This is a genomic window from Nocardia sp. NPDC059154 (assembly GCF_042755705.1).
Lineage (GTDB): Bacteria > Actinomycetota > Actinomycetes > Mycobacteriales > Mycobacteriaceae > Nocardia.
Window position 1 is genome coordinate 1 of sequence record NZ_JBHZCS010000067.1, and the last position, 18,230, is coordinate 18,230.

The window sequence follows — 18,230 nt, forward strand, 5'->3', positions numbered from 1 at the left end:
GCGGAGGATAGGGGATTTGAACCCCACCTCTGACCAGCGAAAACGCCCCTGACCTGCGCGAACGCGACGCCACAAGACATCTCGATACGTCTCGCGAACTGCAGGTTACGGCTGCCGTGTTGCCACGGCAACGGGTCGGTGCCGCCAGATTTTCGGCGAATCCCGAGGGCTCTGACCGCTGTGATTGCACGCGATCGCCCCGGCTGATGATCAGGGGATCCGCGCCCAGAAGCTCATCGCCACACAAGAATTCATCTACCGATCGCGGGTGTGGTGCTGACTCGATCGCGGCGCTATCACAAAGTTAACCAAGGGTAACGAATCCCGTTGCCGAGCTGCGCAAATACGTTTGAGCATAAGGCTTTTCGAGGATAACAAGCGGTTCCGGCAATCGGCCAGTTTGCGGTCCAGAGGTTTGCTACGGTGCGAGTTTCCTGTGAGAAATTTGGCGCATTTGGTTCCAATCAAAAGCGATCTTGGCTAGTTTGGGCCATGCGAGGGAACCGCCCGGTTCGCTGCCAACCTCGTGTACGCCAAGGGGTTTCATTGAGCGACTACGGCGCACATCCATCCCCTCACCCATCCCCGCAATGCGGTGTGGTGGAAGGGATTTCGGATGCGACGGAGAAGTACTTCGCTGGCCTGGCCGAGCTGGGGATCATCGTCAAGCCGGCGCGCGGTGAAGTCGAGTTCGACACACCGCGGCGGATGAAGATCGGCCACGTGGTGCGAGTGGTCGGCGGTTATGAGATCTGGCCGCGCGAGGGCACGACAGTGTTTCAGCTGGCGGCGATGGCTCAGCATGCGCAGCACGCCCTGCTCGCCGGACCCGACGAGTCACGCGGGTGGCATGAAGTGGCTGGGGTCGGGTGGAGCGTCGCTATTTTCGAGCCGGTGGGTACTGGTCTAGCTGCGCGCGCCCGGAAGCTCCGGCGAGTGGGCCCGGGCGCGGCGCAGCATTTCGTCGTCCTCGATTGACTGCTCACCGGTGTAGGTGCCACCGAAGGTCAGTAGAGGCTCGGCCGGTGGGTCGGGTTTCGTCCGGGTCGATTTGCCCCGCGCAGTTTTCCGTCTCTGAGATTTCAATTCCGCAAGCTTTCCTGGTCCGCCGACACCTGCTGCCGCGATGCGCTGCGCGCTGCGCGCAAGGTCGTATACGGCGTCGAGTAAATCGTCGAGGGCTTCGAGTATTTCGCTGATGTCGTCGTCCTCGGTGTATCCGTCGGCGGCGCGCGCGTATGCCTCTGCGTCGTCGGCCTGGGTGGCGAGTTCGACCAGGCGCTGTTCGGTGCGCCGTGATTCGAGCTGGGCTTCGGTGGTGGCTGCGGCGAAGGCTGCCTCGCTGGGGACGCCGGCGAGATGGGCGATCGCTTCGATGGTCGCGGCGGTGGGTGTGGATCCGTAGGTGCCGCGGCGAACGCGGTTGAGGGTGGCGTGGGAGACCTCGAAGCCTGCGGCGTGCGCGAGTTCGGCGAGTCTGCGCCCGGAAGCGCCGTTGTGCCGGCGCGATGCTGCGTCGAGCAGATCGGCGAGTGTGGTGGGTCCTTGGGTCACGGGGGAAACGTTGCCCTTCTGCTCGTTACTCGTGTCAGACGCGCCACCGAATGTAGTGACAAGTGGATCATGCGCCAAGACCTGGTCAGGGGTACGGAAACCCACTAATCATCTTGACAAGTAGGTGGCTCATGACTCATGCTCCACTTGTCAAAACGATGATTGGGGGTCAAGATGAGAAACCGGACAACCCGTAAACGGTTGCCAGCGCGAAGGAAGGAGGCTTGGATGCAGGTCAGAGACGGCAAGCAGATTCGCCGGTGGCGCATGCAGAGGCGCTACAGCCAGCGAGAACTTGCCTTTCTGGTGCAACGTAGCCAGAGCACGATCCATCTGATCGAGACCGGGAAGCTGCGGCAGATCAGCGAAGATTTGGCGGTGGCGATCGCGTCCAGGCTCGATGTGCCGTGGGCGGATCTTTTCGACGCCCATGAGATTGAACCCGTGTCCGCAGTGGCACATGGCGCATGAGTCGCGCGACAACGCTTGCGATGAAAGGAACTCCCGTGACCAGTCTGGAGATCAAGACTCACGCTCTCGACTACGTCGTGGAGGTGACCGGCGCGCCGTCGGTGCGCTGGGTCCAGGACCTGTTGCGCGCCGGTGTCATCCCCGGCAAAAAGTCGGGGCGTAGCTGGCGCATGAGCGACTCCGACATGGCCGCGCTGGTCGATTACATGGCCAGGCTCGCCCGCGACTCGGTCGCCCGCAACGGAGGCGGCACCGGCGCGTACTTGCCCGCCGCTCCCGACCCCGAACCCCAGCCCGCGCCCGTCACCGGCGGCGGGGTGGCGCTGACCGCGCGCGCACGCCGCAACCTGCAGCGCAGCGCGTGACCCCGGATTTCCGAGCGCGGCACACCGACACCGCGCCCGGATCGCCGACCCCTCGGCGAGGGCCACCAGGTGGCTTCCTGCACCACCTGCTCGCCGAGGGGCGGCACAACCCACCGAAAGGAGATTCGATGTCCGAGCTGACCGAGCAGCAGACCCGCGAGATCCGCGAGATCGTCCGCGAGGAACTGGCGGCGCTGCAGACCGAGCAGACCGCCCAGGCGCGGACCGCGCTCGCGCCCGTGCTCGCCCGCCTCGGACGGCGCATGCCCCCCGCCCCGCAGGCAAGCACCGCCGACGGGTCGGGCCAGTGATCGGCGAAGCCGACCTCGAGGCACGCCGCGACCACATGAGCTTGCGTGAGCGCGTCGCCGCCCGAGCCGCACTCGACCGCGCGGCCGGGATCACCTACCCGCCGCTGACCGACACCGCCGCCGCCACCCTGGCGGGGCTGTTCACCAAGGAGACACACCGATGCTGAAATCTTTTGCCCTGTGGATCAACCCGTGGCGATTCGAAACGCCGATGCTGGTCATCGACATCTGGAACTGGGGGCCCGGCCTGTGAGCGCGCCACGCATCACCGCCCGCAGCATGATCACCGCTGGCGCCGTGCGCGCTGGGTGGGTCATGGCCTATGAGAACACCGCCGCCACCGGCTACGTCCGGCGCGGCGCGCTGCTGACCGTGCTCTGGACCACCGATGACGATCTGTTCGCCGCGACCCTGGCCAGCGGCGGCGCGCCGATGCCCGAGCGGCTCGGGGTCACCCCGCACGGTGACACCTACGCCGCGCAGGCCGTCGTGCTCGGCTGGCTGCACGACCGCACCGACGCGCGTCCCGAGGTCGCGGTGATCAGCTCTCCGCCTTCGGTCGTCGGCGGTCTGGACTCCGCACTGCGGGCCGCGATGCGCGAGCAGATCTCATGACCGAGCGCATGTTCCTGGCCTGGGCCCACTGCAAACGCTCGGGTGTTCCGATGTCGCAGTTCTTTCCGACCCTGCCTATCGGTGACGACCGCGACGAACTCACCGCGCCGCTGCGTCAGCGCTGCGCCGAACTGTGCCCGGTGCAGTCCGCGTGCGCGGCAGATGCATTGATGCGCGGTCAGCTCCATGGAGTGGTCGCGAGTGTCGATCTCGGACCGGGCAAGGTCCCGCGACCCGATGCAGTCACTGCCTTGCATCGGATCGCGGGCCGAGTGACCAGCTACTAAACCAGCCTCGACCCGGTGGGGGGACCACGCCCCACCGGCCACCTATCAACGAGACAGTAGGAGTGTAACCATGGATATCCAGCTGAAGGCGGGCAGCCCTGCGGCCAGCGATGTTGCTGCCGACCTGCGGGCCCTGGCCGACCTCGCCGAGGGCGACGGATTCATTGCGGCTGTACTGCACGGTGTGTTCGAGCGTTCGATCTTCCCCGAGCATTCCGCGGCGTACACGATCGAGGGCGGGATGATCGTGCGCGACGTGCCCGCGATCCTGGCCGAGACGATCCGACGGATCAAGCCGTTGGCCACGGGCCCGGTCGCCAAGATATACAGCGACGGATTCCACGAGTCGCAGATCGGGTTGCGCGCGTTGACCCTGCGGCTGACGGCCCGGCGCAACGACGTGTGCGAGCGGATCGTGACCGGTGTCACCCAGGTCACCGAGGAAGTGCCGGACCCCGAATACCTTGCTGCCGCACCGATGGTGAGCGTCACCCGCGAGGTCGAGCAGGTCGAGTGGCGGTGCGAACCGATCCTCGCGCACGCCGAGAAGTCCGGTCAGTGAGCCGTCGATCATCTACGAGACAGTGAGGGTGTAACCATGTTCATTCAACCGACGACCGGTAGCCCGTCGCCCAGCGATGTTGCCGCTGACCTGCGTGCTCTGGCCGACCTGGCCGAAGCCGATTCCGATGGGTTCGTTGCCGGGGTCCTCGCGCGGTTCTTCGCCGGGGCGGACGCGTGGCCTGCCCATGCCGCAAACCACCTGTTCGACGATGAGGCGGGGCGGCGTGCTGCCGTCCAGGAGGCGATCCGTCGTTTCGCCACTGTGCAGCACAGCGCCCCCATGATCAGCGAGGTCGGTTCCGGCAACGACAAGATCCGCCAGCACCACGTGGTGATGCGAGTGCTGACGGTGAAACTGCGCGAGCTGGCATCCGTCATGACCGAGGACGCGGACGCATGACGCGGCACCACGGCCCCCATCACCACGGCCACTTCGACGCCCCGACCGGACCGATTCCGGCCTATGCCCGGTTCGAGCCGCGCATCCCGGCCGACGAGCAGCCGACCCTGCAGATGGCCCCCGTGCACATCCCGCGCCACGCCCGCCCCGCCGGCCGGTTCTCTGACCGGGTGCGTGAGCTGATCGACCGCATCCGGATCGAGTCCGCGGTGTGGTTCTGGGGCTTGGCGATCGGCGCGTTCTTCGGCGGCGCGATCGGTTTGCAGATCGGATCGGTCTGGTGAGCCCGGCCGAGTTGCGAGCGCGGTGCGATCCGCGCTGGGAGCGCGACGAGCGGCGCAGCACCGAAGCCGATTGCACCTACCGGCCACTGGCACGCCCCGGCAGTCTCGACGACCCGGACGGCCCGACCGGATGGGACATGCGATGACCGGAATCCTGATCAGCTGGCAGGAGCTGGCTGCGTGCGGTCAGCACCCCTGCCTGCACTGGTGGAGCAGCAACGCGCGCACCAGCCCGGACGCCAAGAACGCGATGAAGGTTTGCGACACATGCCCTGTCCGCAAGGCATGCGGGCTCAACGCGATCACTCTGGGCGAGCGGCGCGGGATCCATGGCGGGTTCTGTGTGCGCGCCAAGAGCGAGTGGCTGGCGTTGCATGAGTTCCTCGGTCTGCCTCTCCCGGGCACGCGGTCGCGAGGCGACGATGAGTAGCGCACTGGCAGAGCACTGCGTGGAGGTGCTGGAGTACGGGGCCGACCGCGCCGAGTGGCTGCGCGTGCGCGGCCAGGGAATCGGCGGGTCGGACTGCGCTGCGGTCATGGGTATGGGCGGCCAATATGACAGCCCGTACACCGTGTGGGAGGACAAGACCGGGCGCGCTCCGCACAAGCCCGAGTCCGAGTCGATGTTCTGGGGCACGGCATTCGAGCCGATCGTGCGCGAGGTAGCGATGCAGCGCCTCGGCCTGACCTGCGCGCTGCCGGGCACCCTGCGGTCGCGGAGCTATCCGTGGATGCAAACCAACCTCGACGGCGCGGTGTCCGATGGCGGCATCTACGAGGGCAAGGCCACCGGTGAACGGATGGCGCACCAGTGGGATGGGCAGGTGCCCGACCGCGCCGAGCTGCAGTGCCAGCACAATATGGCCGTCTCGGGTGCATCGCATGCGTGGGTGGCCGGCCTGGTCGGCGGCAACAGGTTGAAGATCGCGCGCATCGAACGCGATGACGAGATCATCGAGATGATCTGCCACGAAGAATCCACGCTGTGGAATCGGCATGTCCTGACCGATATCCCGCCGCCGATGGATCCCTCGGCCGCGAGCCGGGCCCGGCTGCTGAAGCGGTTCCCGCGCCACAGCGGCAGCATCGAACTCGACGAGATCGACTGCGGCATCGACATCGTGCGCGCGGTCGAGCTGGCTCAGCAGTGGCGCACGGCCGCCGATGCGGAGAAGGCGGGCAAGGCGGCGAAGGCGAAGGCCGAGAACGAGATGCGGCTGATGATGGGCGACGCCGCCGCGCTCACCCTCGCCGGTCGCCCGCTGGCCAAGCTCACCGGAGCCACCTGGGCCCACAAGCAATTCGAGGACGCCGAACCCGAGCTGGCTGCGCAGTACCGCATCAAGGTCGACGCGATCGATTCCAAGGCCTTGCGCCGCGACCACCCCGATGTGTGGCTGCGCTACCAGGCCACCCGATTCGCGGCATTCCCGCTCCCCCTACCCGAACAGGAAGGTTGATCGATGGGTCACGACCTACGCGAACGAACCCGGGCGGCGGTCGCCGCCCGCAACGACGCACCCCCGCCGGTACCCCCGGCCGAGAGCGACCGCGACGAGCAGCTGCAGCTCGCGGCGGCCAATGTCATTGTCGGACTGCGCGATCAGATCGCCCGCGCCCTGCCGCGCCACATGGACGCCGACCGGATGGTTCGGGTCGCGGTCACCGCGGTCCGGCTGAATCCGAAGCTGGCGCGCTGCTCGGTGCGCAGCATCTCCGGCGCGGTGCTCACCGCCGCCGTGCTCGGCCTCGAGCCATCGGTGAACGGGCAGTGCTGGCTGATGCCAGAGATGCAGATCGACGAAGCCAGCCAGCAGCCATGGTGGGAATGCCAGCTGTGGATCGGGTATCAGGGCTACGTCAAGCAGGTACTGCAGTCCGGTCTCGTGTCCTCGATCGACGCGCAGGCCGTGCGCGAGCACGACCGGTTCGAACACCAGAAGGGGACCACACCCTATCTGGTGCACCAGAAGGCGCGCGGAGACCGCGGCCCGATCATCGCCTATTACGCGATCGCGCAACTGCCCACGGGCAACGTCGCGCCGTTCGAAGTGCTCTGGCCCGAGGAAGTGCGGGAGCTGCGCGGCGGCAAGGAAGGACCCAACCCCGGGCACACCGACCCGCAAGCCTGGATGGAACGCAAGGTGGTGGTGCGTCAGCTGGCCAAGCTGCTGCCCAAATCCCCGGAGCTGGCCGCGACCCTCGACGCCGATGAACGCAACGGTGCCGAGCTGTACGCGCAGCGCCTGGCCGAACGCGAAGCGGCTGACGTGATCGCCGACGCCACCCCCAACCCCGAGCCCGACCCGTCGGCACCCGAACCGCCCGCCACCGCGAATGCGGCGGCCCAGGCCGCTGATCTCGGCAAGGCCCACCGTCAGCGAACCAGCCGCCGCGCACGCAAAGCTCGCCACCGAAAGCGCGGATGACGACCCGCCGCCAAATCCCTTGCACAAGATGAGAAATGGAGACATCGACCGATGACCATGACCCCCAAGGCGGTGCGGTGATGGGACCATACTGCCGGTACTGCGACATGCGCTGTTTCGTACACGACCCCAAGGGGTCTGGCTTCATCCTCGCCACCTGCGACAAGGGGATGGCCAACGACCGCGCGAAGCTCGGTTACGACATCAACCAGGCGCGCGCCGAGGCTGCATCGCTCGCGGACGCGGAACAGTCGCACGCGGGCAAGGCCGAGGACGACAGCCAGGCCCGCCCCGCGGCCACGCACCCGCTGCCGAAAACGCTTGCCGCACTGCGCCAGCGCGACGACCAGCGCGAAGTGATCGGCCACCTGCTCGACACAGACCCGCTGTTCGTGCGTGACCTGCTGCTGCAGGCGCTCGACCAGCTGCCGCCGACGGCACCGTAGCCGCCGGCAGTTCCAACCAACCACCCCACCAAGAGAAGGGCGCCAGCATGGCGAAGGTCACCAGGCACAACGGAACCAAGGGCACCGCAGAGGGATTCACCCGATACAACTTCCTGGGTATGCCCACCGATCAGTTCGAGCACCGCCCCGAGATCGGTGAGATCCGCAGCATGTCGGTGACCGTCGAATGCACCGGGTCCGGCTACGAGCAGATCGCCGAAGGTGTCCGCCACAAAACCAAATGGAAAGTTACGAACGCAACGCTGGGCGAGACGATCGAGCGCCCGCGCGATCCCGAGCTGCCGTTCGAAGACGAGGACGAGGACGACAGCGCCACCCCGGGCGAGGCCCGTACCGGCGCGGAGTACGGCGACTACACCGCGCCCGCCGAGGCCGAGGGCGGCAACGTGGTGTCGTTCTCCGACCGCAGCGACAACGCCTGACCCATGTATCTCGGAGACAGTCACACAGTCGCGACTGATCCGGTAGTGCAGGCCGCAGCGCACCCCGCCCGGGGTGGCGCTGCGGCGGCCACGCCGGTGCTGTCGTTGGCGGCCGTGGGGACCGCCGCCTACGTGCGCGCACTCGCCGACTACTTCCGGCTGATCGGGCGCCCCCTGCCCGACCTTCGCCCCGGACCCGAGAGCGGCACCGATGCGTGAGACTGCGCGCGGGGTCGTCGCGCTGCTGCTGATCTTCGCTGCCTTCACTGCCGCGATGTGGCTGCTGGCGGTGGTCGGTGCATGGTGGTGGGGCTGATGCCGATCCGCCCGGAGAACCGACGGCGCTACCCGCCGAACTGGCGGGCGATCTCCGACTGGGTGAGGTTCTCGCGCGGTCAGGGCCGCTGCGAATGCCGCGGGGAATGCGGGCGGCCGGTCGTGCACCTGGCCGCAGACGGGCGCTGCCACAACAGGCACGGGCAGCGCGCCTACGGCACGGGATCGCCGGTGGTGCTGACGACCGCGCACCTGGATCACACGCCCGAGCACTGCGATCCAGACAACCTGCGCGCGTTCTGTCAGGGCTGCCACCTGCACTACGACCGCGAGCACCACGCGCAGACCCGCGCGGCCACCGAACGCGCTGCAGTCGAGGCGCAGATGGATCCGCTGTTCGAGCTGGGGGAGGGCCGGTGAGGGGGATTCGACTGTGGGACTGGGTGAGAGGTGGTGGCAATGGAGCTTGTTCCCGTCGACCGGTTCGACTGGGAGCGTTGGATCAAACGCCTGCACCTGCCGCCGACGGTCAAGCTGATGGCGCTGACGCTGGCGACCTACGCCGACCCCGACGGGTCTCGGGTTTTCCCAGGCGTCGAGGAATTGGTGGCGGTGACGTGCCAGAGCCTGGCCACGGTGAAACGGCAGATGGCGACTCTGCGCGAGCTGGGGCTGATCGAGCTGGTCAGCCGTGCCAGCCGCCGCGCAGGGCTGGCCGACGAATACCGGCTGACCGTACCTGCGAACGTGACCGAGTTGCCTGGCCTGCCGCCTGATCACGGACAAGACAACAGGGCTCACCGGTGAGCCCTGAATTGCGCCTGGATCACAGCTCACCAGTGAGCCCTGATTGTGGATAACTGCCATCCACATCTGTGGATAACCACCCCCGGACGATCTGAAGTTAGGGCTACCTCAGAGCTCATTTGGAGGGGTATCAGGGCTCATTTGGAGGGGTATCAGGGCTCACCGGTGAGCCCCCACCAATAAATAACCAACCACTACCAACCCCTAGATGCGTCCCCGGCTCTCAACGCAACTCACTACAGCGACGCCGCCTGTGGACAAACCCATCTCTCCCGGAAGGAATCCAATGACACCCACACCCGAGATCGTGACCGGCGCACCTCAGCCAGTCGCACGCCGGGACTGGACCGAACATGTCCGCCAGATCGACATGCCCGCCCAGCAGAAGTACTGCGCCCTCGTCCTCGCCACCTACGCCGACCTCGACGGGTCACGAGTATCGCCAGGCGTGCGGCGACTGGCCGCGGTCATGGACGTAACCGAACGGACAGCCGTCCGTTCGATCAACGGGCTGCAACAGCTCGGCCTGATCCGCCGCATCACTACGGGCCAGGAGCGCGCCAGCCAACCCGAGGAGTACCAGCTGACGTTTCCGGCCGGCATTGAGGCGGCGGAGGTGGACCATGCCTGAGTTCACCTACGTCTTCAAGCAGCCCGCCACCCACGTCGTCACTGTCGAAGCCGAATCCCGAGAGGCGGGCGAGAACGCCGCGCGGGACCGACTGCCCGCCAGTCTGTGCTACCAGTGCGCCCGCGAGTTCGATCTGGCCGGGGATTGGGAGCTGGACGAGGAAGCGACCGAGGAGTGCACCCACGAGATCGTGCACATGGGCAACTGCGCCGGATGCGGGGACTTCATCAACTACACCTGGGACGGGCACGAACCCCTCCCTGATGAGGCCCGCGCCGACCGCGTCGAGCTGGAGACCGACCGCCGCCCGACCAAACTCGTCATGCCTGCTATGCCGGAGTACTTCGCGCCCAGCGTCGACACCGTGCACACCGCTGCCGTGCAACTCATCGCCCAGGGCCAAGCCGCCCGCGCTGCCGGGGGATCCGCCTGGCAGCTGTGGATGTCCGCGCACGCCTCCGCCCTGTTCGACCAGCTGGAGGCCGAGCTGGAGCAGCAGGTCGTCCAACCTCTCGCCACTGGTCAGCGGTACCGCAATGGGTCCGGATTCGAGATCGTGATCGTCGAACAGCGCCGCAGCTACTTCGACAGCGTTCTGCCCGTAATCGGTGACATCTGGCTCGCCGAGTACGAGGGGCCCGTCTTCCGCCGCCACACGCTGGTGACCGCTGATGGGTTGGTGGTCTTCGGCTACAAGCTGCTTGAGGAGAAGGCAGGCAATGCCTGACCGAGACCTGACGCCCCTGCAGCGCGCTCTCGCCGCCGCCTGCGAGTACGCCCAAGCCTGCGGTGTCACCGCCGAGATCACGCCTGAGAGCTTCGCGATCCAGCCCAGCCCTGCCGGCATGACCGTCGCGACCGTCGTCACTGTCGAGCACGTGGTGATAGTCACCGTGAACCGCACCGGCACCACGCTCGGTGTCGCGGAACTGATGCTGACCCACGACACCGAGCTGTGGAACGGCCGCCCGGTCACCGACATCTACCTGCCCGGCGACAGCCACGGCGATGACTGGCTGGCCGCGGTCGAAGCAGTGGGGAGCGGCCGTGGCTGACCCGATCGCGTACACGTCGACTCGGTATCGGTGCCCCTTCTGCACGTACTCCCGTAGCAGGAAAACCGTCACCGTCGCGCACATCACGCGCTGCTGGCACAACCCCGCCGCCCGGACCTGCCGTACCTGCGCGCACTTCGAGCCCGCCGGTGCCGGCCGTGACTGCGTCCCCGGCCGGTCGTGCTCCTGCGACGACTACCCGGAGTCGTGCCAGGAAGGCGTCAGCCTGCCGGAGGGCGGCCTCCCAGTAGTCGGCTGTGTCTCGTGGGCACCCTGACCACAACCCACCCCTGAATCGAGGACCTCATGCAGAAGTACGTCACCCGCAAGGGCGCCACCATCCACACCGGCCAGCACTACGAAGACGCCCGCCCCACCAACAAACGGACCCTGCACGTCGACAGCATCGGCGAACCCCGCGACCCCCGCGAGCCCGACGAACTCACCGTGTACACCAGCGTGATCGCGGTCGACGGCGAACCCGTCACCCGCCGCACCACGAGCATGACCGCCCGCCGCCTCACCGGCCGCGATTTCGTCCTGGTCACCAAGGCCCGCAAGGCCAGCGCGTGAGCCGCGGCCAGCTCGCCCGCACCCCGAACAACTTCGAGGACATGCGATATCGCGCCGAGCGCCGCCACCAGCGCGCCGCGTTCGGGCAACCCCGCGGCCGCCGCACCCGCCCGGCCTGCGGCCGCTCACTCGGCGCGGCGGATATCCGAACCCTCAAAGCCGCGCTGGCTGGATTCGGCGAATCAGTCGCCGGATTCTCCACAGCACTGCGCACCGCGGTCGCCTCGGTCGACTGGGACGCCATCGGTCGAATCGCCACCACCTCACCCCACGACAAGGACCACTGACATGCCTGTATCGGACCGCCCCGCCCACCTGGCCCTCATCGACTGGACCGCAGGACTCATCACGATCAACGGCCACGAACTGCCCTGGCCAGTCCTGGCCGACGGCCTGACCGTGCAGCACCCGACCGACGACCACCCATACGGGCTGATCACCTGCACCGTGCTGGCCGAGCGCGTCGACCTCGACGGTGTCCACATCATCCTCGACGACCACACGATGCCCTGGCGCTTGAACCTCGCCGGCCCGAGTGTGGTGTGGATGGGACGCATGTGGGCGGTGACACTGCCGATCCTGGTGGACGCCATCACCGAACACGGCCGCCCGCAGCCCGCCGAGGTACTCGACATCGACGACCAGGACGACCCCGAGGACACCGCGCCGACCCGGCCCGGCAGCGACACCGACCCCGACCACGACCGCGATCTGGCCAACACCATCGAGGCAGGTGCGCGGTGACCGCTGCCGAGCACCGCGATCCCGAACTTGCCCGCCGGGCACTCGAATGGTGCAAGCGCCACGACGGCGGAAGACTGTGTGCGAAGGAACGCGGCGATGACACCGACCTGACGATCTTGTGGGACAACGGCGGTGACGACGAATTCGCCAGCGTCTACGACGGATTCCAGGACAGCGATGCCGAGTTGATCTGCGACCTCGTGAACTTCGCCCTTGAGCTACTGGTCCCATCCGAGACCAACTACTACGGCACCCGCACCTATCTCGCCGAGGGGGATTGACCATGTCTGACCGAGACCTCACCCACGCAATCGAGGACGGTGCGATGAACGCGACCGTCGCCGCGCTGCTCACCATGTCGATCATCGCGCTCATCCTCGAAGTCGCGGGCCGGCACCTGCGCCTGCCCATGCTGCGCCAGCTCGCCCTGTTCCAGGCCCTCGGCGTCGCCCTCGCCTGGCTGCTGTTCGCCGCCACCCGCGCCGCCCTCGGCTGACCCGCCCGCCTGCACCACCCGGACCACACACAGGAAGACAACCAATGCCCACCGTCGTAGGGATAGACCCCAGCCTCGCCAGCACCGGACTCGCCATCATCCGCACCACACCGCCCGGTGACCCGTGGGCGCTGGATCCGGTCGAGCTGCGCACCATCGCCTCGACCGGAAAGAAGGGAGACACCTGGGCGCAGCGCTCCGAGCGGCTGCGCAGCCTGCGCGACCGCACCATGAACCGCGTACCCCGCGACGCCGAGCTGGTCGTGCTCGAAGGTCCAGCCCTCGGGGTGCGCGGGCCCGGCCAGCACGATTCAGCCTGGTACCGCGGCAAGCTCTACGACGCCTGCGCCGCGCTCGGTATCCCGGTCATGGTGTGCCCGCCGACCAGCCGCGCCAAGTGGGCCACCGACAAGGGCGGTGCCGGCAAAGTCGACGTGGCCGTGGCGATCGCGAAACTGTGGCCCGATACCGAGTTCCGCGGCGACGACCAGGCTGACGCGCTGTGCCTGGCGTCGATCGGTGCCCAGTACCTCGGTCTGCCTGTCCCGTATCGGGTGTTGGAACGCCACAAGCTGGCGATATGCAAGCTGGAGTGGCCGGACCTGTCGTCCGTGCGTGACCGGATAATCTAGGTGACAGTCGCACTGTGCCGTCGATAAGAGAGGGTGGTAGTCGGGGATGGTGAAACCCGGGAAGCAGTCCGCGCGTCGCCTCGCCTCGGCTGCCACCCGCCGCGAGGAAGCGCTGGAGATGTTCGTGCAGGGCAGCACGTATCAGCAGATCGCCGATGCCCTGGACTACTGCGACCGGGGTGCCGCGTACCGGGCAGTGCAGACGGCGCTGTCGGAGACTGCCACCCGCACCGCCGAGCTGGCCGATATCGCCCGCCCTGTCGTCTTGGAACGGTTGCAGAGGTTGTGGCTGCCTTGGTTCGCCAAGGCAATGGCTGGTGACGCCAAGGCAGCCGACCTGTGCATGCGCATGATCGACCGGTACCAGAAGGTCACCGGCCTGGACCGGATCACGATCGAGGCCACCATCACCGGGCACAGCGAGATCGATGCCGAGATCGAGCAGCTGATGACCCAGCTCCGTACACCCCACCCGCCCGAGCTACAGCCCGGCGACGCCACCCCCTGACTGTTCGTGGTGCGTTCAACCCGGGCCGACTCCCCGGGCAAGCGCCCCAAGGAGATTTCGCGCAAGCCCGCCCCCGCGGGTGGTCACGCTGCGCACCACGAATCGGCCGGGCAGGACCTGTCGCCTGCCCGGCCACCCCGCCCCGCCCACTACGACCACCGAGAGCCACCACTGTGAACGCGATCTACACCGCCGGTGACAAGCCCGGCGAACTGATCACCATCTGTGAACTGCCCGCCGCCGCCACCGCCACACTGACCACCCGCCGCACAGGCAGCCGCGACTACCTCGCCGGCACCCTCACCGTCGACCCCGACGTGGTGCGCACCCTGCTGCAGCTACCTGGCACGCCGACGTGTTGGGCACTGTGGGACGGCACCTACATCCGTATCCGCGACATCGAGATCACCGACGGCGGTACAGGTCTGCTGCGCGTCGACCAGTCCACACACACCATGTCGACCAAGCAGGCCGAGGGCGGGCGGATCGCGCTGCGCATCGTCGAACCCTCACCGCCACAGCCGGTCTCGGACTGGGCGCCCGCCGAACGCGAACGCGCCCTGGCCGACCACCACGCCGCCACTGCAGCGGGGCGTGCGCTGTGACCGAGGTGTACACGATCGAGCACAGCCTCAACTACAAGGGCTGCGAACTGATGGGGGTCCACAGCGCACGGGAAATCACCGACCGCGCGGCCCGCTACCTGTGGACTCAGGATCCAACCACGCACTTGAGGATCGGGGCGTGGACAGTCGACGGCACCCGCCGCAGAGTGTTCCAAGGCGACTACACCGACTACACCGACCCCCAGGATCCCGAGGACGCGCCGCAGTGGGATCCGGCACCCGGAGTCACGCCGTGAACGCGGGCTACGACGGATACCACCCGGCACGGGAAATGACTGCCCGCACGCGGCTGCTGCGCGAACACATGGCCCGCGTGTTCCCGCCCTGGCTGCTGCCCGATGAATCGCTACGGCTGACCCCGCGACTGCTCGACTGGATGCCGTCGCCCATGCTTCCGCCCGATGAACCGCTCTGGCCGACAGTCGCCACCGCGCAGCCGAAACGGCCGGCCCCCCAGCTGCCCGACTGGATCGCACCGCCCATGCGCGCTGCGGTGCTGCCGATGCTCACCCCGGCCGAGCAGTGGACCCTGGCCCACGTCCTCGGCACCCTCGCCGCCGGTGTCCGTGTGCGCCTGTGGGATGGGGAATTTAACCTGCGCGGCAACATGCACCCAGCCAAAGACCGGCCAGGCTGGCAGGTCTGCCCCGGCGACGGATGCGCCTGGTGCGCGTGGGCAGCCAACCCCAACCCCGAGCTGCTGCCCGCCATGTATGTCTGGCCGAACCCGTTCCTGCCCAACGAGGTATCCCACGATCCGGGGTCGTGGGGTGGCAGCAGCTTCACGCTGGACAGCCTGCCGGTGCAGCGGCCGGGACTATGGACGGTGCAGGGGGCGGGGCTATGAGCGATTACGAATTCGAGATCGCCGACGGCGACCCGTACATGGTGCGCGGCATGCGCGTGCCAGGCGAGCAGATCCACGACTCGGCGTGCTGCCTCACCTGCGGGCACCGTCGCGACTGGCACTTCCGCGGGCGGGGGAGCTGCGATGAAGGACCAGACGGCTGCACCGCGCAGTGCATGGAGTTCCTCTCACCGCTGCTCGAAGACATGCGGGTATGCCGCTGCGGGCACCGGGCCGAAGTGCACGGCCCGGGGTGCTGGGTCGACAACGCCAGCGCCAGCGGCGCACCGGACTGTGATTGCGTCCAGTTCGTCTCGGCCGAGGAACTGCTGCCGCCCGCCTTCGTGACGAGCAGCGAACCGCGCGGGTTCGTCACGATGATGTTGACCGCGGGATCGTGCGTGATCATCGAACCCGACGGGCGCAAGTACAGCGCACCCGAAGCTCGGGTAGAAGCAGGCGATGGAGTGCGTGCGGAGTGGACCCGGGAGGGGCGGTACCTCATCGTCGTGCGCGGTGAAGTCGAGACGCGCTATCTGCTACGGGATGAGGCAGGGTTCCACGCGACCGACTTGCAAGTGAGACCTGCGTGGCCGAACCCGTACATGATGGCGGACTGGGAGAGTGAGCGGCCATCGCACTACGTAGCGCCGCGCCCGCAGCTGCCCGCTGGCGAATCGTCGCGACGGCTGGCTCTGCCGTGGGGCGATAGCGCCTACACCACCCAGACTGTCACCCGGTGGCTGCCCGGCGATCCCGAACCCACCGGGCCTGGCTGGTGCTACGGTCCGCCATCGAACGGCCTGACCCCATCGAGCGAAGGCCCGCGCCGCGCTGAACAGGTTACGTTCCGTGCCCTTGCCTGGTCATGCACCCCTGCACCGGACTGGGAGCAGGTGATAGGCGATGCCCCCTATGCCTATCGCAACTGGCCAGTTCTACAACCAGGCGACCGGGTGGGCGTGGTCGACGACACCGGCGAAGTGCGCATCGGCATTGTCAAAGACCACAGTTCCGTCGGTGCCGGCGGGTGGGAGCTGGATGTTGATGGCGCTCGCTGAAATGGGCCAGGGATGCCAGAGGAAATTCCCCGGAGGCTTGGGGTTTGAGGCCGGCAGGGAGGTAGGCGTCGACGCGCTGCACGCTTACAAAAAACCGCTGCTCACACCGATTTTGGGGTCGGGTCGTCAGCAGCGGTGCAGTGCGGGTCAGCCTATGGCTTCGAAGGGCACCCGCTCGTAGATGTCAGTGTCGTCGACCTGCACTTGCCACGTGTACCGACCAGGCTTAAGTGGCACTCCTGGCCCGATGTTGAGCACAGCGAAGCCGCGCCCTGCCTTCGTGACTCCGGTCAGGGATGTATGGAATGCCAAGCCTTGCCGATCGTCGCCGTCACCGAACGCAGCTATCTCGTCGTTCTCGTCGAGCAGCATTCCGGTCAGAGAAATCTCCCCACCGATCGATTCCTCGGCATCCGCGACGATCATCACAACCAGCGCCATCGGCGGTGTCGGCGTTGTGGTTTGGTTCCACCCCAATCCGAGGACGTGAACCTTGCCGCTCGCATCGATCTGGGCCGTATCCGCGATGAGGACCGTCAGCCTCATCGCATCGATTCCATGCCCACGGTGGAACTCGTCCACACAGTTCCGGACGCCGAAGTGGGCCATCGGGTGGCCCGTTCGGTGGCGGCGGCGCTGAGAACGGACGCAACCGCGGACCCTAGAAACGCTGCAGAAGGCGCCGCCCAAGCGATATCCATCTCAGCCGCTTGCGGCTTGCACTCACTAACAGGCTCGACACGATGTGTGATCCTGGCACCGATTGCGAGAGCGTACCGGCGGATAGTCGAAAGATGGGGGTCCGCGGTCAGCTTCTCGAAGTTGCTCACAGCCGCGCGATCGCGTCCCATGGCGCGCGCAACGTCGGCCTGAGACATTTTTGACGCCCTGCGCAGCCGGACCAGTTCTTCAAGCAGCTCATCGTCTGCCTCGACCAGGTCTCGAGCGAGCGCGTTCCGGGGGTCGTTCATGTCGATCCCGAGCTGGCTCTCGAGATCGTGGTTCGTGCTCATGTGTTGAGGTTAACCGCAACAGGGCGAATCATGCGTGCAATCGTGAATTTAGCCACGCCTTGAACCTTGAGACAGCGCGCCTGATCTGTTCGTTCTGCCAGAGCTTCCACAGGGGATCGATCGCCACGTCCTGTTTCCGATCAGCCGATAGCCACACCAGGAGCTTCTCGTGCTGACGGACAGGCACGCCTGTGTAGAGCCTGTAGTGCCAGCCTTGGAGATTCCCGGGACGCGGGTGCTTCAGCTCGACGACCACGTCCACATGGTTGACGACGTCGTACTCGACCTCACGAACAGTCCCAGAGTGCGCTCGCTTCATCAGCTTGAGCAGCTCAGCCTGGAACATGGCCTGCTCAACGCTGGGCTGTCCATCAGGCGTTTGCAGGGAGTCACGCGAAGCGGCCGCAACCAGGTCCCGGAATTCTGTCTTGAACTCGGGGAGAACCTCAGATTCGGGCCGGTCGCCGAACTGCCATGGTGCCGGATCGCCAGGTGGCACGGGCCCGCTCCTCGGAATTGGATCGCGAATCTGTCTCGGGGAGGCCAACTCTCAGAACTCCCACCCGACCTTGATACCAGAGCAGTCGGCAACGTTACTGCGAATCATTCGATGAAGCACGCCACGACACAGTTGCCAGACATGCTGACGCCGCCGAACAGACCACAGTGACCACGATCCGTGACGTGTCAGATGAACCCCCCGTAGAGGCATGTGTTCGGCGGCCAGACGACCGTCTTCAGCAGCTCCGCCTGGGGAATTTCGGCGAGCAAGTCTGGTCGCTTTTCACTAGC

Annotated in this window: 37 protein-coding genes; 33 read left to right on the plus strand and 4 right to left on the minus strand. The window is 66.9% G+C overall.

Going from position 1 to position 18,230, the window contains the following annotated elements:
• Positions 1 to 546: 546 nt before the first annotated feature.
• A complete protein-coding gene (locus tag ACFXN1_RS39755; protein ID WP_379437200.1) occupies positions 547 to 978 on the plus strand; it encodes a hypothetical protein in 432 nt (143 codons plus the stop codon).
• On the opposite strand, the gene ACFXN1_RS39760 is transcribed toward ACFXN1_RS39755, so the two are convergent.
• Positions 907 to 1,554, minus strand: a complete 648-nt coding sequence (locus tag ACFXN1_RS39760; RefSeq protein ID WP_379437199.1) for a hypothetical protein — start codon at positions 1,552 to 1,554, stop codon at positions 907 to 909. The genes ACFXN1_RS39755 and ACFXN1_RS39760 overlap by 72 nt on opposite strands.
• A gap of 228 nt (positions 1,555 to 1,782) precedes the next feature.
• Between ACFXN1_RS39760 and ACFXN1_RS39765 the strand changes: the two genes are divergently transcribed.
• The 32 genes from ACFXN1_RS39765 to ACFXN1_RS39920 all read left to right on the plus strand — a co-directional run bounded on the left by ACFXN1_RS39765 (position 1,783) and on the right by ACFXN1_RS39920 (position 16,425).
• The gene (locus ACFXN1_RS39765) at positions 1,783 to 2,025 is read left to right on the plus strand and encodes a helix-turn-helix transcriptional regulator (RefSeq protein WP_379437197.1); all 243 of its coding nucleotides are present in this window, start codon (positions 1,783 to 1,785) and stop codon (positions 2,023 to 2,025) included.
• Positions 2,026 to 2,060: 35 nt separating this feature from the next.
• Complete coding sequence (locus ACFXN1_RS39770; protein WP_379437195.1) at positions 2,061 to 2,390, plus strand: hypothetical protein; 330 nt, start codon at positions 2,061 to 2,063, stop codon at positions 2,388 to 2,390.
• A gap of 128 nt (positions 2,391 to 2,518) precedes the next feature.
• Positions 2,519 to 2,701, plus strand: a complete 183-nt coding sequence (locus ACFXN1_RS39775; RefSeq protein ID WP_379437194.1) for a hypothetical protein — start codon at positions 2,519 to 2,521, stop codon at positions 2,699 to 2,701.
• On the plus strand, positions 2,698 to 2,868 hold the full coding sequence (locus ACFXN1_RS39780) for a hypothetical protein (protein WP_379437192.1): 171 nt from the start codon (positions 2,698 to 2,700) through the stop codon (positions 2,866 to 2,868). The genes ACFXN1_RS39775 and ACFXN1_RS39780 overlap by 4 nt, the downstream gene beginning before the upstream one ends.
• A gap of 82 nt (positions 2,869 to 2,950) precedes the next feature.
• The gene (locus ACFXN1_RS39785) at positions 2,951 to 3,316 is read left to right on the plus strand and encodes a hypothetical protein (RefSeq protein WP_379437191.1); all 366 of its coding nucleotides are present in this window, start codon (positions 2,951 to 2,953) and stop codon (positions 3,314 to 3,316) included.
• Positions 3,313 to 3,603 carry a WhiB family transcriptional regulator gene (locus ACFXN1_RS39790; RefSeq protein ID WP_379437189.1) on the plus strand — a complete coding sequence of 97 codons (291 nt, stop codon included), beginning with the start codon at positions 3,313 to 3,315 and terminating at the stop codon, positions 3,601 to 3,603. Before ACFXN1_RS39785 ends, ACFXN1_RS39790 begins: the two co-directional genes overlap by 4 nt.
• 70 nt (positions 3,604 to 3,673) lie before the next feature.
• Positions 3,674 to 4,165 carry a hypothetical protein gene (locus ACFXN1_RS39795; RefSeq protein WP_379437188.1) on the plus strand — a complete coding sequence of 164 codons (492 nt, stop codon included), beginning with the start codon at positions 3,674 to 3,676 and terminating at the stop codon, positions 4,163 to 4,165.
• A gap of 36 nt (positions 4,166 to 4,201) precedes the next feature.
• Complete coding sequence (locus tag ACFXN1_RS39800; protein WP_379437186.1) at positions 4,202 to 4,567, plus strand: hypothetical protein; 366 nt, start codon at positions 4,202 to 4,204, stop codon at positions 4,565 to 4,567.
• Positions 4,564 to 4,851 carry a hypothetical protein gene (locus ACFXN1_RS39805; RefSeq protein WP_379437185.1) on the plus strand — a complete coding sequence of 96 codons (288 nt, stop codon included), beginning with the start codon at positions 4,564 to 4,566 and terminating at the stop codon, positions 4,849 to 4,851. Before ACFXN1_RS39800 ends, ACFXN1_RS39805 begins: the two co-directional genes overlap by 4 nt.
• Positions 4,848 to 4,997 carry a hypothetical protein gene (locus ACFXN1_RS39810; RefSeq protein WP_379437183.1) on the plus strand — a complete coding sequence of 50 codons (150 nt, stop codon included), beginning with the start codon at positions 4,848 to 4,850 and terminating at the stop codon, positions 4,995 to 4,997. Before ACFXN1_RS39805 ends, ACFXN1_RS39810 begins: the two co-directional genes overlap by 4 nt.
• The gene (locus ACFXN1_RS39815; RefSeq protein WP_379437182.1) at positions 4,994 to 5,281 is read left to right on the plus strand and encodes a WhiB family transcriptional regulator; all 288 of its coding nucleotides are present in this window, start codon (positions 4,994 to 4,996) and stop codon (positions 5,279 to 5,281) included. Before ACFXN1_RS39810 ends, ACFXN1_RS39815 begins: the two co-directional genes overlap by 4 nt.
• Positions 5,274 to 6,311, plus strand: a complete 1,038-nt coding sequence (locus ACFXN1_RS39820; RefSeq protein ID WP_379437180.1) for a YqaJ viral recombinase family protein — start codon at positions 5,274 to 5,276, stop codon at positions 6,309 to 6,311. Before ACFXN1_RS39815 ends, ACFXN1_RS39820 begins: the two co-directional genes overlap by 8 nt.
• A gap of 3 nt (positions 6,312 to 6,314) precedes the next feature.
• Positions 6,315 to 7,280 carry a recombinase RecT gene (locus tag ACFXN1_RS39825; RefSeq protein WP_379437179.1) on the plus strand — a complete coding sequence of 322 codons (966 nt, stop codon included), beginning with the start codon at positions 6,315 to 6,317 and terminating at the stop codon, positions 7,278 to 7,280.
• 35 nt (positions 7,281 to 7,315) lie between these two features.
• Positions 7,316 to 7,726, plus strand: a complete 411-nt coding sequence (locus tag ACFXN1_RS39830; RefSeq protein WP_379437177.1) for a hypothetical protein — start codon at positions 7,316 to 7,318, stop codon at positions 7,724 to 7,726.
• Between the two features lie 47 nt (positions 7,727 to 7,773).
• Positions 7,774 to 8,169, plus strand: coding sequence for a hypothetical protein (locus ACFXN1_RS39835; RefSeq protein ID WP_379437175.1), 396 nt, complete (start codon positions 7,774 to 7,776; stop codon positions 8,167 to 8,169).
• A 45-nt stretch (positions 8,170 to 8,214) separates the two neighbouring features.
• On the plus strand, positions 8,215 to 8,388 hold the full coding sequence (locus ACFXN1_RS39840; protein ID WP_379437174.1) for a hypothetical protein: 174 nt from the start codon (positions 8,215 to 8,217) through the stop codon (positions 8,386 to 8,388).
• Positions 8,389 to 8,484: 96 nt separating this feature from the next.
• Positions 8,485 to 8,865 (plus strand): hypothetical protein, encoded by a 381-nt coding sequence (locus ACFXN1_RS39845; RefSeq protein WP_379437172.1) that lies wholly within the window; start codon positions 8,485 to 8,487, stop codon positions 8,863 to 8,865.
• Positions 8,866 to 8,904: 39 nt separating this feature from the next.
• Positions 8,905 to 9,252 (plus strand): helix-turn-helix domain-containing protein, encoded by a 348-nt coding sequence (locus tag ACFXN1_RS39850; protein WP_379437171.1) that lies wholly within the window; start codon positions 8,905 to 8,907, stop codon positions 9,250 to 9,252.
• Between the two features lie 286 nt (positions 9,253 to 9,538).
• Positions 9,539 to 9,883, plus strand: coding sequence for a hypothetical protein (locus tag ACFXN1_RS39855; protein WP_379437169.1), 345 nt, complete (start codon positions 9,539 to 9,541; stop codon positions 9,881 to 9,883).
• Positions 9,876 to 10,610, plus strand: coding sequence for a hypothetical protein (locus ACFXN1_RS39860; RefSeq protein ID WP_379437168.1), 735 nt, complete (start codon positions 9,876 to 9,878; stop codon positions 10,608 to 10,610). The genes ACFXN1_RS39855 and ACFXN1_RS39860 overlap by 8 nt, the downstream gene beginning before the upstream one ends.
• Positions 10,603 to 10,938, plus strand: a complete 336-nt coding sequence (locus ACFXN1_RS39865) for a hypothetical protein (RefSeq protein WP_379437166.1) — start codon at positions 10,603 to 10,605, stop codon at positions 10,936 to 10,938. The genes ACFXN1_RS39860 and ACFXN1_RS39865 overlap by 8 nt, the downstream gene beginning before the upstream one ends.
• A 306-nt stretch (positions 10,939 to 11,244) precedes the next feature.
• Complete coding sequence (locus tag ACFXN1_RS39870) at positions 11,245 to 11,511, plus strand: hypothetical protein (RefSeq protein ID WP_379437165.1); 267 nt, start codon at positions 11,245 to 11,247, stop codon at positions 11,509 to 11,511.
• Positions 11,508 to 11,798 carry a hypothetical protein gene (locus tag ACFXN1_RS39875; RefSeq protein WP_379437163.1) on the plus strand — a complete coding sequence of 97 codons (291 nt, stop codon included), beginning with the start codon at positions 11,508 to 11,510 and terminating at the stop codon, positions 11,796 to 11,798. The genes ACFXN1_RS39870 and ACFXN1_RS39875 overlap by 4 nt, the downstream gene beginning before the upstream one ends.
• A 1-nt stretch (position 11,799) precedes the next feature.
• Positions 11,800 to 12,255: a hypothetical protein gene (locus tag ACFXN1_RS39880; RefSeq protein WP_379437162.1), complete on the plus strand. Its 456-nt coding sequence runs from the start codon at positions 11,800 to 11,802 to the stop codon at positions 12,253 to 12,255.
• Entirely contained in the window at positions 12,252 to 12,536 is a 285-nt protein-coding gene (locus ACFXN1_RS39885) for a hypothetical protein (RefSeq protein WP_379437160.1), read from the plus strand. Before ACFXN1_RS39880 ends, ACFXN1_RS39885 begins: the two co-directional genes overlap by 4 nt.
• 2 nt (positions 12,537 to 12,538) lie before the next feature.
• Positions 12,539 to 12,751, plus strand: coding sequence for a hypothetical protein (locus tag ACFXN1_RS39890; protein ID WP_379437159.1), 213 nt, complete (start codon positions 12,539 to 12,541; stop codon positions 12,749 to 12,751).
• 44 nt (positions 12,752 to 12,795) lie between these two features.
• Positions 12,796 to 13,383: a hypothetical protein gene (locus tag ACFXN1_RS39895; RefSeq protein ID WP_379437157.1), complete on the plus strand. Its 588-nt coding sequence runs from the start codon at positions 12,796 to 12,798 to the stop codon at positions 13,381 to 13,383.
• Between the two features lie 46 nt (positions 13,384 to 13,429).
• Positions 13,430 to 13,891, plus strand: a complete 462-nt coding sequence (locus ACFXN1_RS39900; protein ID WP_379437156.1) for a hypothetical protein — start codon at positions 13,430 to 13,432, stop codon at positions 13,889 to 13,891.
• Positions 13,892 to 14,064: 173 nt separating this feature from the next.
• Positions 14,065 to 14,496, plus strand: coding sequence for a hypothetical protein (locus ACFXN1_RS39905; RefSeq protein ID WP_379437155.1), 432 nt, complete (start codon positions 14,065 to 14,067; stop codon positions 14,494 to 14,496).
• Positions 14,493 to 14,753, plus strand: a complete 261-nt coding sequence (locus tag ACFXN1_RS39910; protein WP_379437154.1) for a hypothetical protein — start codon at positions 14,493 to 14,495, stop codon at positions 14,751 to 14,753. The genes ACFXN1_RS39905 and ACFXN1_RS39910 overlap by 4 nt, the downstream gene beginning before the upstream one ends.
• Positions 14,750 to 15,364, plus strand: a complete 615-nt coding sequence (locus ACFXN1_RS39915) for a hypothetical protein (protein WP_379437153.1) — start codon at positions 14,750 to 14,752, stop codon at positions 15,362 to 15,364. The genes ACFXN1_RS39910 and ACFXN1_RS39915 overlap by 4 nt, the downstream gene beginning before the upstream one ends.
• Positions 15,361 to 16,425, plus strand: a complete 1,065-nt coding sequence (locus ACFXN1_RS39920) for a hypothetical protein (RefSeq protein ID WP_379437152.1) — start codon at positions 15,361 to 15,363, stop codon at positions 16,423 to 16,425. The genes ACFXN1_RS39915 and ACFXN1_RS39920 overlap by 4 nt, the downstream gene beginning before the upstream one ends.
• A 147-nt stretch (positions 16,426 to 16,572) precedes the next feature.
• Here the strand turns inward: ACFXN1_RS39920 and ACFXN1_RS39925 are convergent, their stop codons facing one another.
• The 3 genes from ACFXN1_RS39925 to ACFXN1_RS39935 are packed head-to-tail and all read right to left on the minus strand — an operon-like array spanning position 16,573 to position 17,937.
• A complete protein-coding gene (locus ACFXN1_RS39925; protein WP_379437151.1) occupies positions 16,573 to 16,971 on the minus strand; it encodes a DUF6941 family protein in 399 nt (132 codons plus the stop codon).
• A complete protein-coding gene (locus ACFXN1_RS39930) occupies positions 16,968 to 17,438 on the minus strand; it encodes a helix-turn-helix domain-containing protein (RefSeq protein WP_379437150.1) in 471 nt (156 codons plus the stop codon). Before ACFXN1_RS39930 ends, ACFXN1_RS39925 begins: the two co-directional genes overlap by 4 nt.
• Before the next feature lie 28 nt (positions 17,439 to 17,466).
• The gene (locus tag ACFXN1_RS39935) at positions 17,467 to 17,937 is read right to left on the minus strand and encodes a hypothetical protein (protein WP_379437149.1); all 471 of its coding nucleotides are present in this window, start codon (positions 17,935 to 17,937) and stop codon (positions 17,467 to 17,469) included.
• Between the last annotated feature and the right edge of the window lie 293 nt (positions 17,938 to 18,230).

Bases quoted from the DNA above. Each gene is read 5' to 3' on its own strand.
- ACFXN1_RS39895 (WP_379437157.1), top strand. From the start codon at position 12,796: ATGCCCACCGTCGTAGGGATAGACCCCAGCCTCGCCAGCACCGGACTC.
- ACFXN1_RS39775 (WP_379437194.1), top strand. From the start codon at position 2,519: ATGTCCGAGCTGACCGAGCAGCAGACCCGCGAGATCCGCGAGATCGTC.
- ACFXN1_RS39830 (WP_379437177.1), top strand. From the start codon at position 7,316: ATGGAGACATCGACCGATGACCATGACCCCCAAGGCGGTGCGGTGATG.
- ACFXN1_RS39850 (WP_379437171.1), top strand. From the start codon at position 8,905: ATGGAGCTTGTTCCCGTCGACCGGTTCGACTGGGAGCGTTGGATCAAA.
- ACFXN1_RS39925 (WP_379437151.1), bottom strand. From the start codon at position 16,971: ATGAGGCTGACGGTCCTCATCGCGGATACGGCCCAGATCGATGCGAGC.
- ACFXN1_RS39815 (WP_379437182.1), top strand. From the start codon at position 4,994: ATGACCGGAATCCTGATCAGCTGGCAGGAGCTGGCTGCGTGCGGTCAG.
- ACFXN1_RS39900 (WP_379437156.1), top strand. From the start codon at position 13,430: ATGGTGAAACCCGGGAAGCAGTCCGCGCGTCGCCTCGCCTCGGCTGCC.
- ACFXN1_RS39920 (WP_379437152.1), top strand. From the start codon at position 15,361: ATGAGCGATTACGAATTCGAGATCGCCGACGGCGACCCGTACATGGTG.
- ACFXN1_RS39765 (WP_379437197.1), top strand. From the start codon at position 1,783: ATGCAGGTCAGAGACGGCAAGCAGATTCGCCGGTGGCGCATGCAGAGG.
- ACFXN1_RS39795 (WP_379437188.1), top strand. From the start codon at position 3,674: ATGGATATCCAGCTGAAGGCGGGCAGCCCTGCGGCCAGCGATGTTGCT.
- ACFXN1_RS39835 (WP_379437175.1), top strand. From the start codon at position 7,774: ATGGCGAAGGTCACCAGGCACAACGGAACCAAGGGCACCGCAGAGGGA.
- ACFXN1_RS39845 (WP_379437172.1), top strand. From the start codon at position 8,485: ATGCCGATCCGCCCGGAGAACCGACGGCGCTACCCGCCGAACTGGCGG.
- ACFXN1_RS39805 (WP_379437185.1), top strand. From the start codon at position 4,564: ATGACGCGGCACCACGGCCCCCATCACCACGGCCACTTCGACGCCCCG.
- ACFXN1_RS39865 (WP_379437166.1), top strand. From the start codon at position 10,603: ATGCCTGACCGAGACCTGACGCCCCTGCAGCGCGCTCTCGCCGCCGCC.
- ACFXN1_RS39825 (WP_379437179.1), top strand. From the start codon at position 6,315: ATGGGTCACGACCTACGCGAACGAACCCGGGCGGCGGTCGCCGCCCGC.
- ACFXN1_RS39880 (WP_379437162.1), top strand. From the start codon at position 11,800: ATGCCTGTATCGGACCGCCCCGCCCACCTGGCCCTCATCGACTGGACC.
- ACFXN1_RS39860 (WP_379437168.1), top strand. From the start codon at position 9,876: ATGCCTGAGTTCACCTACGTCTTCAAGCAGCCCGCCACCCACGTCGTC.
- ACFXN1_RS39790 (WP_379437189.1), top strand. From the start codon at position 3,313: ATGACCGAGCGCATGTTCCTGGCCTGGGCCCACTGCAAACGCTCGGGT.
- ACFXN1_RS39890 (WP_379437159.1), top strand. From the start codon at position 12,539: ATGTCTGACCGAGACCTCACCCACGCAATCGAGGACGGTGCGATGAAC.
- ACFXN1_RS39820 (WP_379437180.1), top strand. From the start codon at position 5,274: ATGAGTAGCGCACTGGCAGAGCACTGCGTGGAGGTGCTGGAGTACGGG.
- ACFXN1_RS39930 (WP_379437150.1), bottom strand. From the start codon at position 17,438: ATGAGCACGAACCACGATCTCGAGAGCCAGCTCGGGATCGACATGAAC.
- ACFXN1_RS39800 (WP_379437186.1), top strand. From the start codon at position 4,202: ATGTTCATTCAACCGACGACCGGTAGCCCGTCGCCCAGCGATGTTGCC.
- ACFXN1_RS39870 (WP_379437165.1), top strand. From the start codon at position 11,245: ATGCAGAAGTACGTCACCCGCAAGGGCGCCACCATCCACACCGGCCAG.
- ACFXN1_RS39855 (WP_379437169.1), top strand. From the start codon at position 9,539: ATGACACCCACACCCGAGATCGTGACCGGCGCACCTCAGCCAGTCGCA.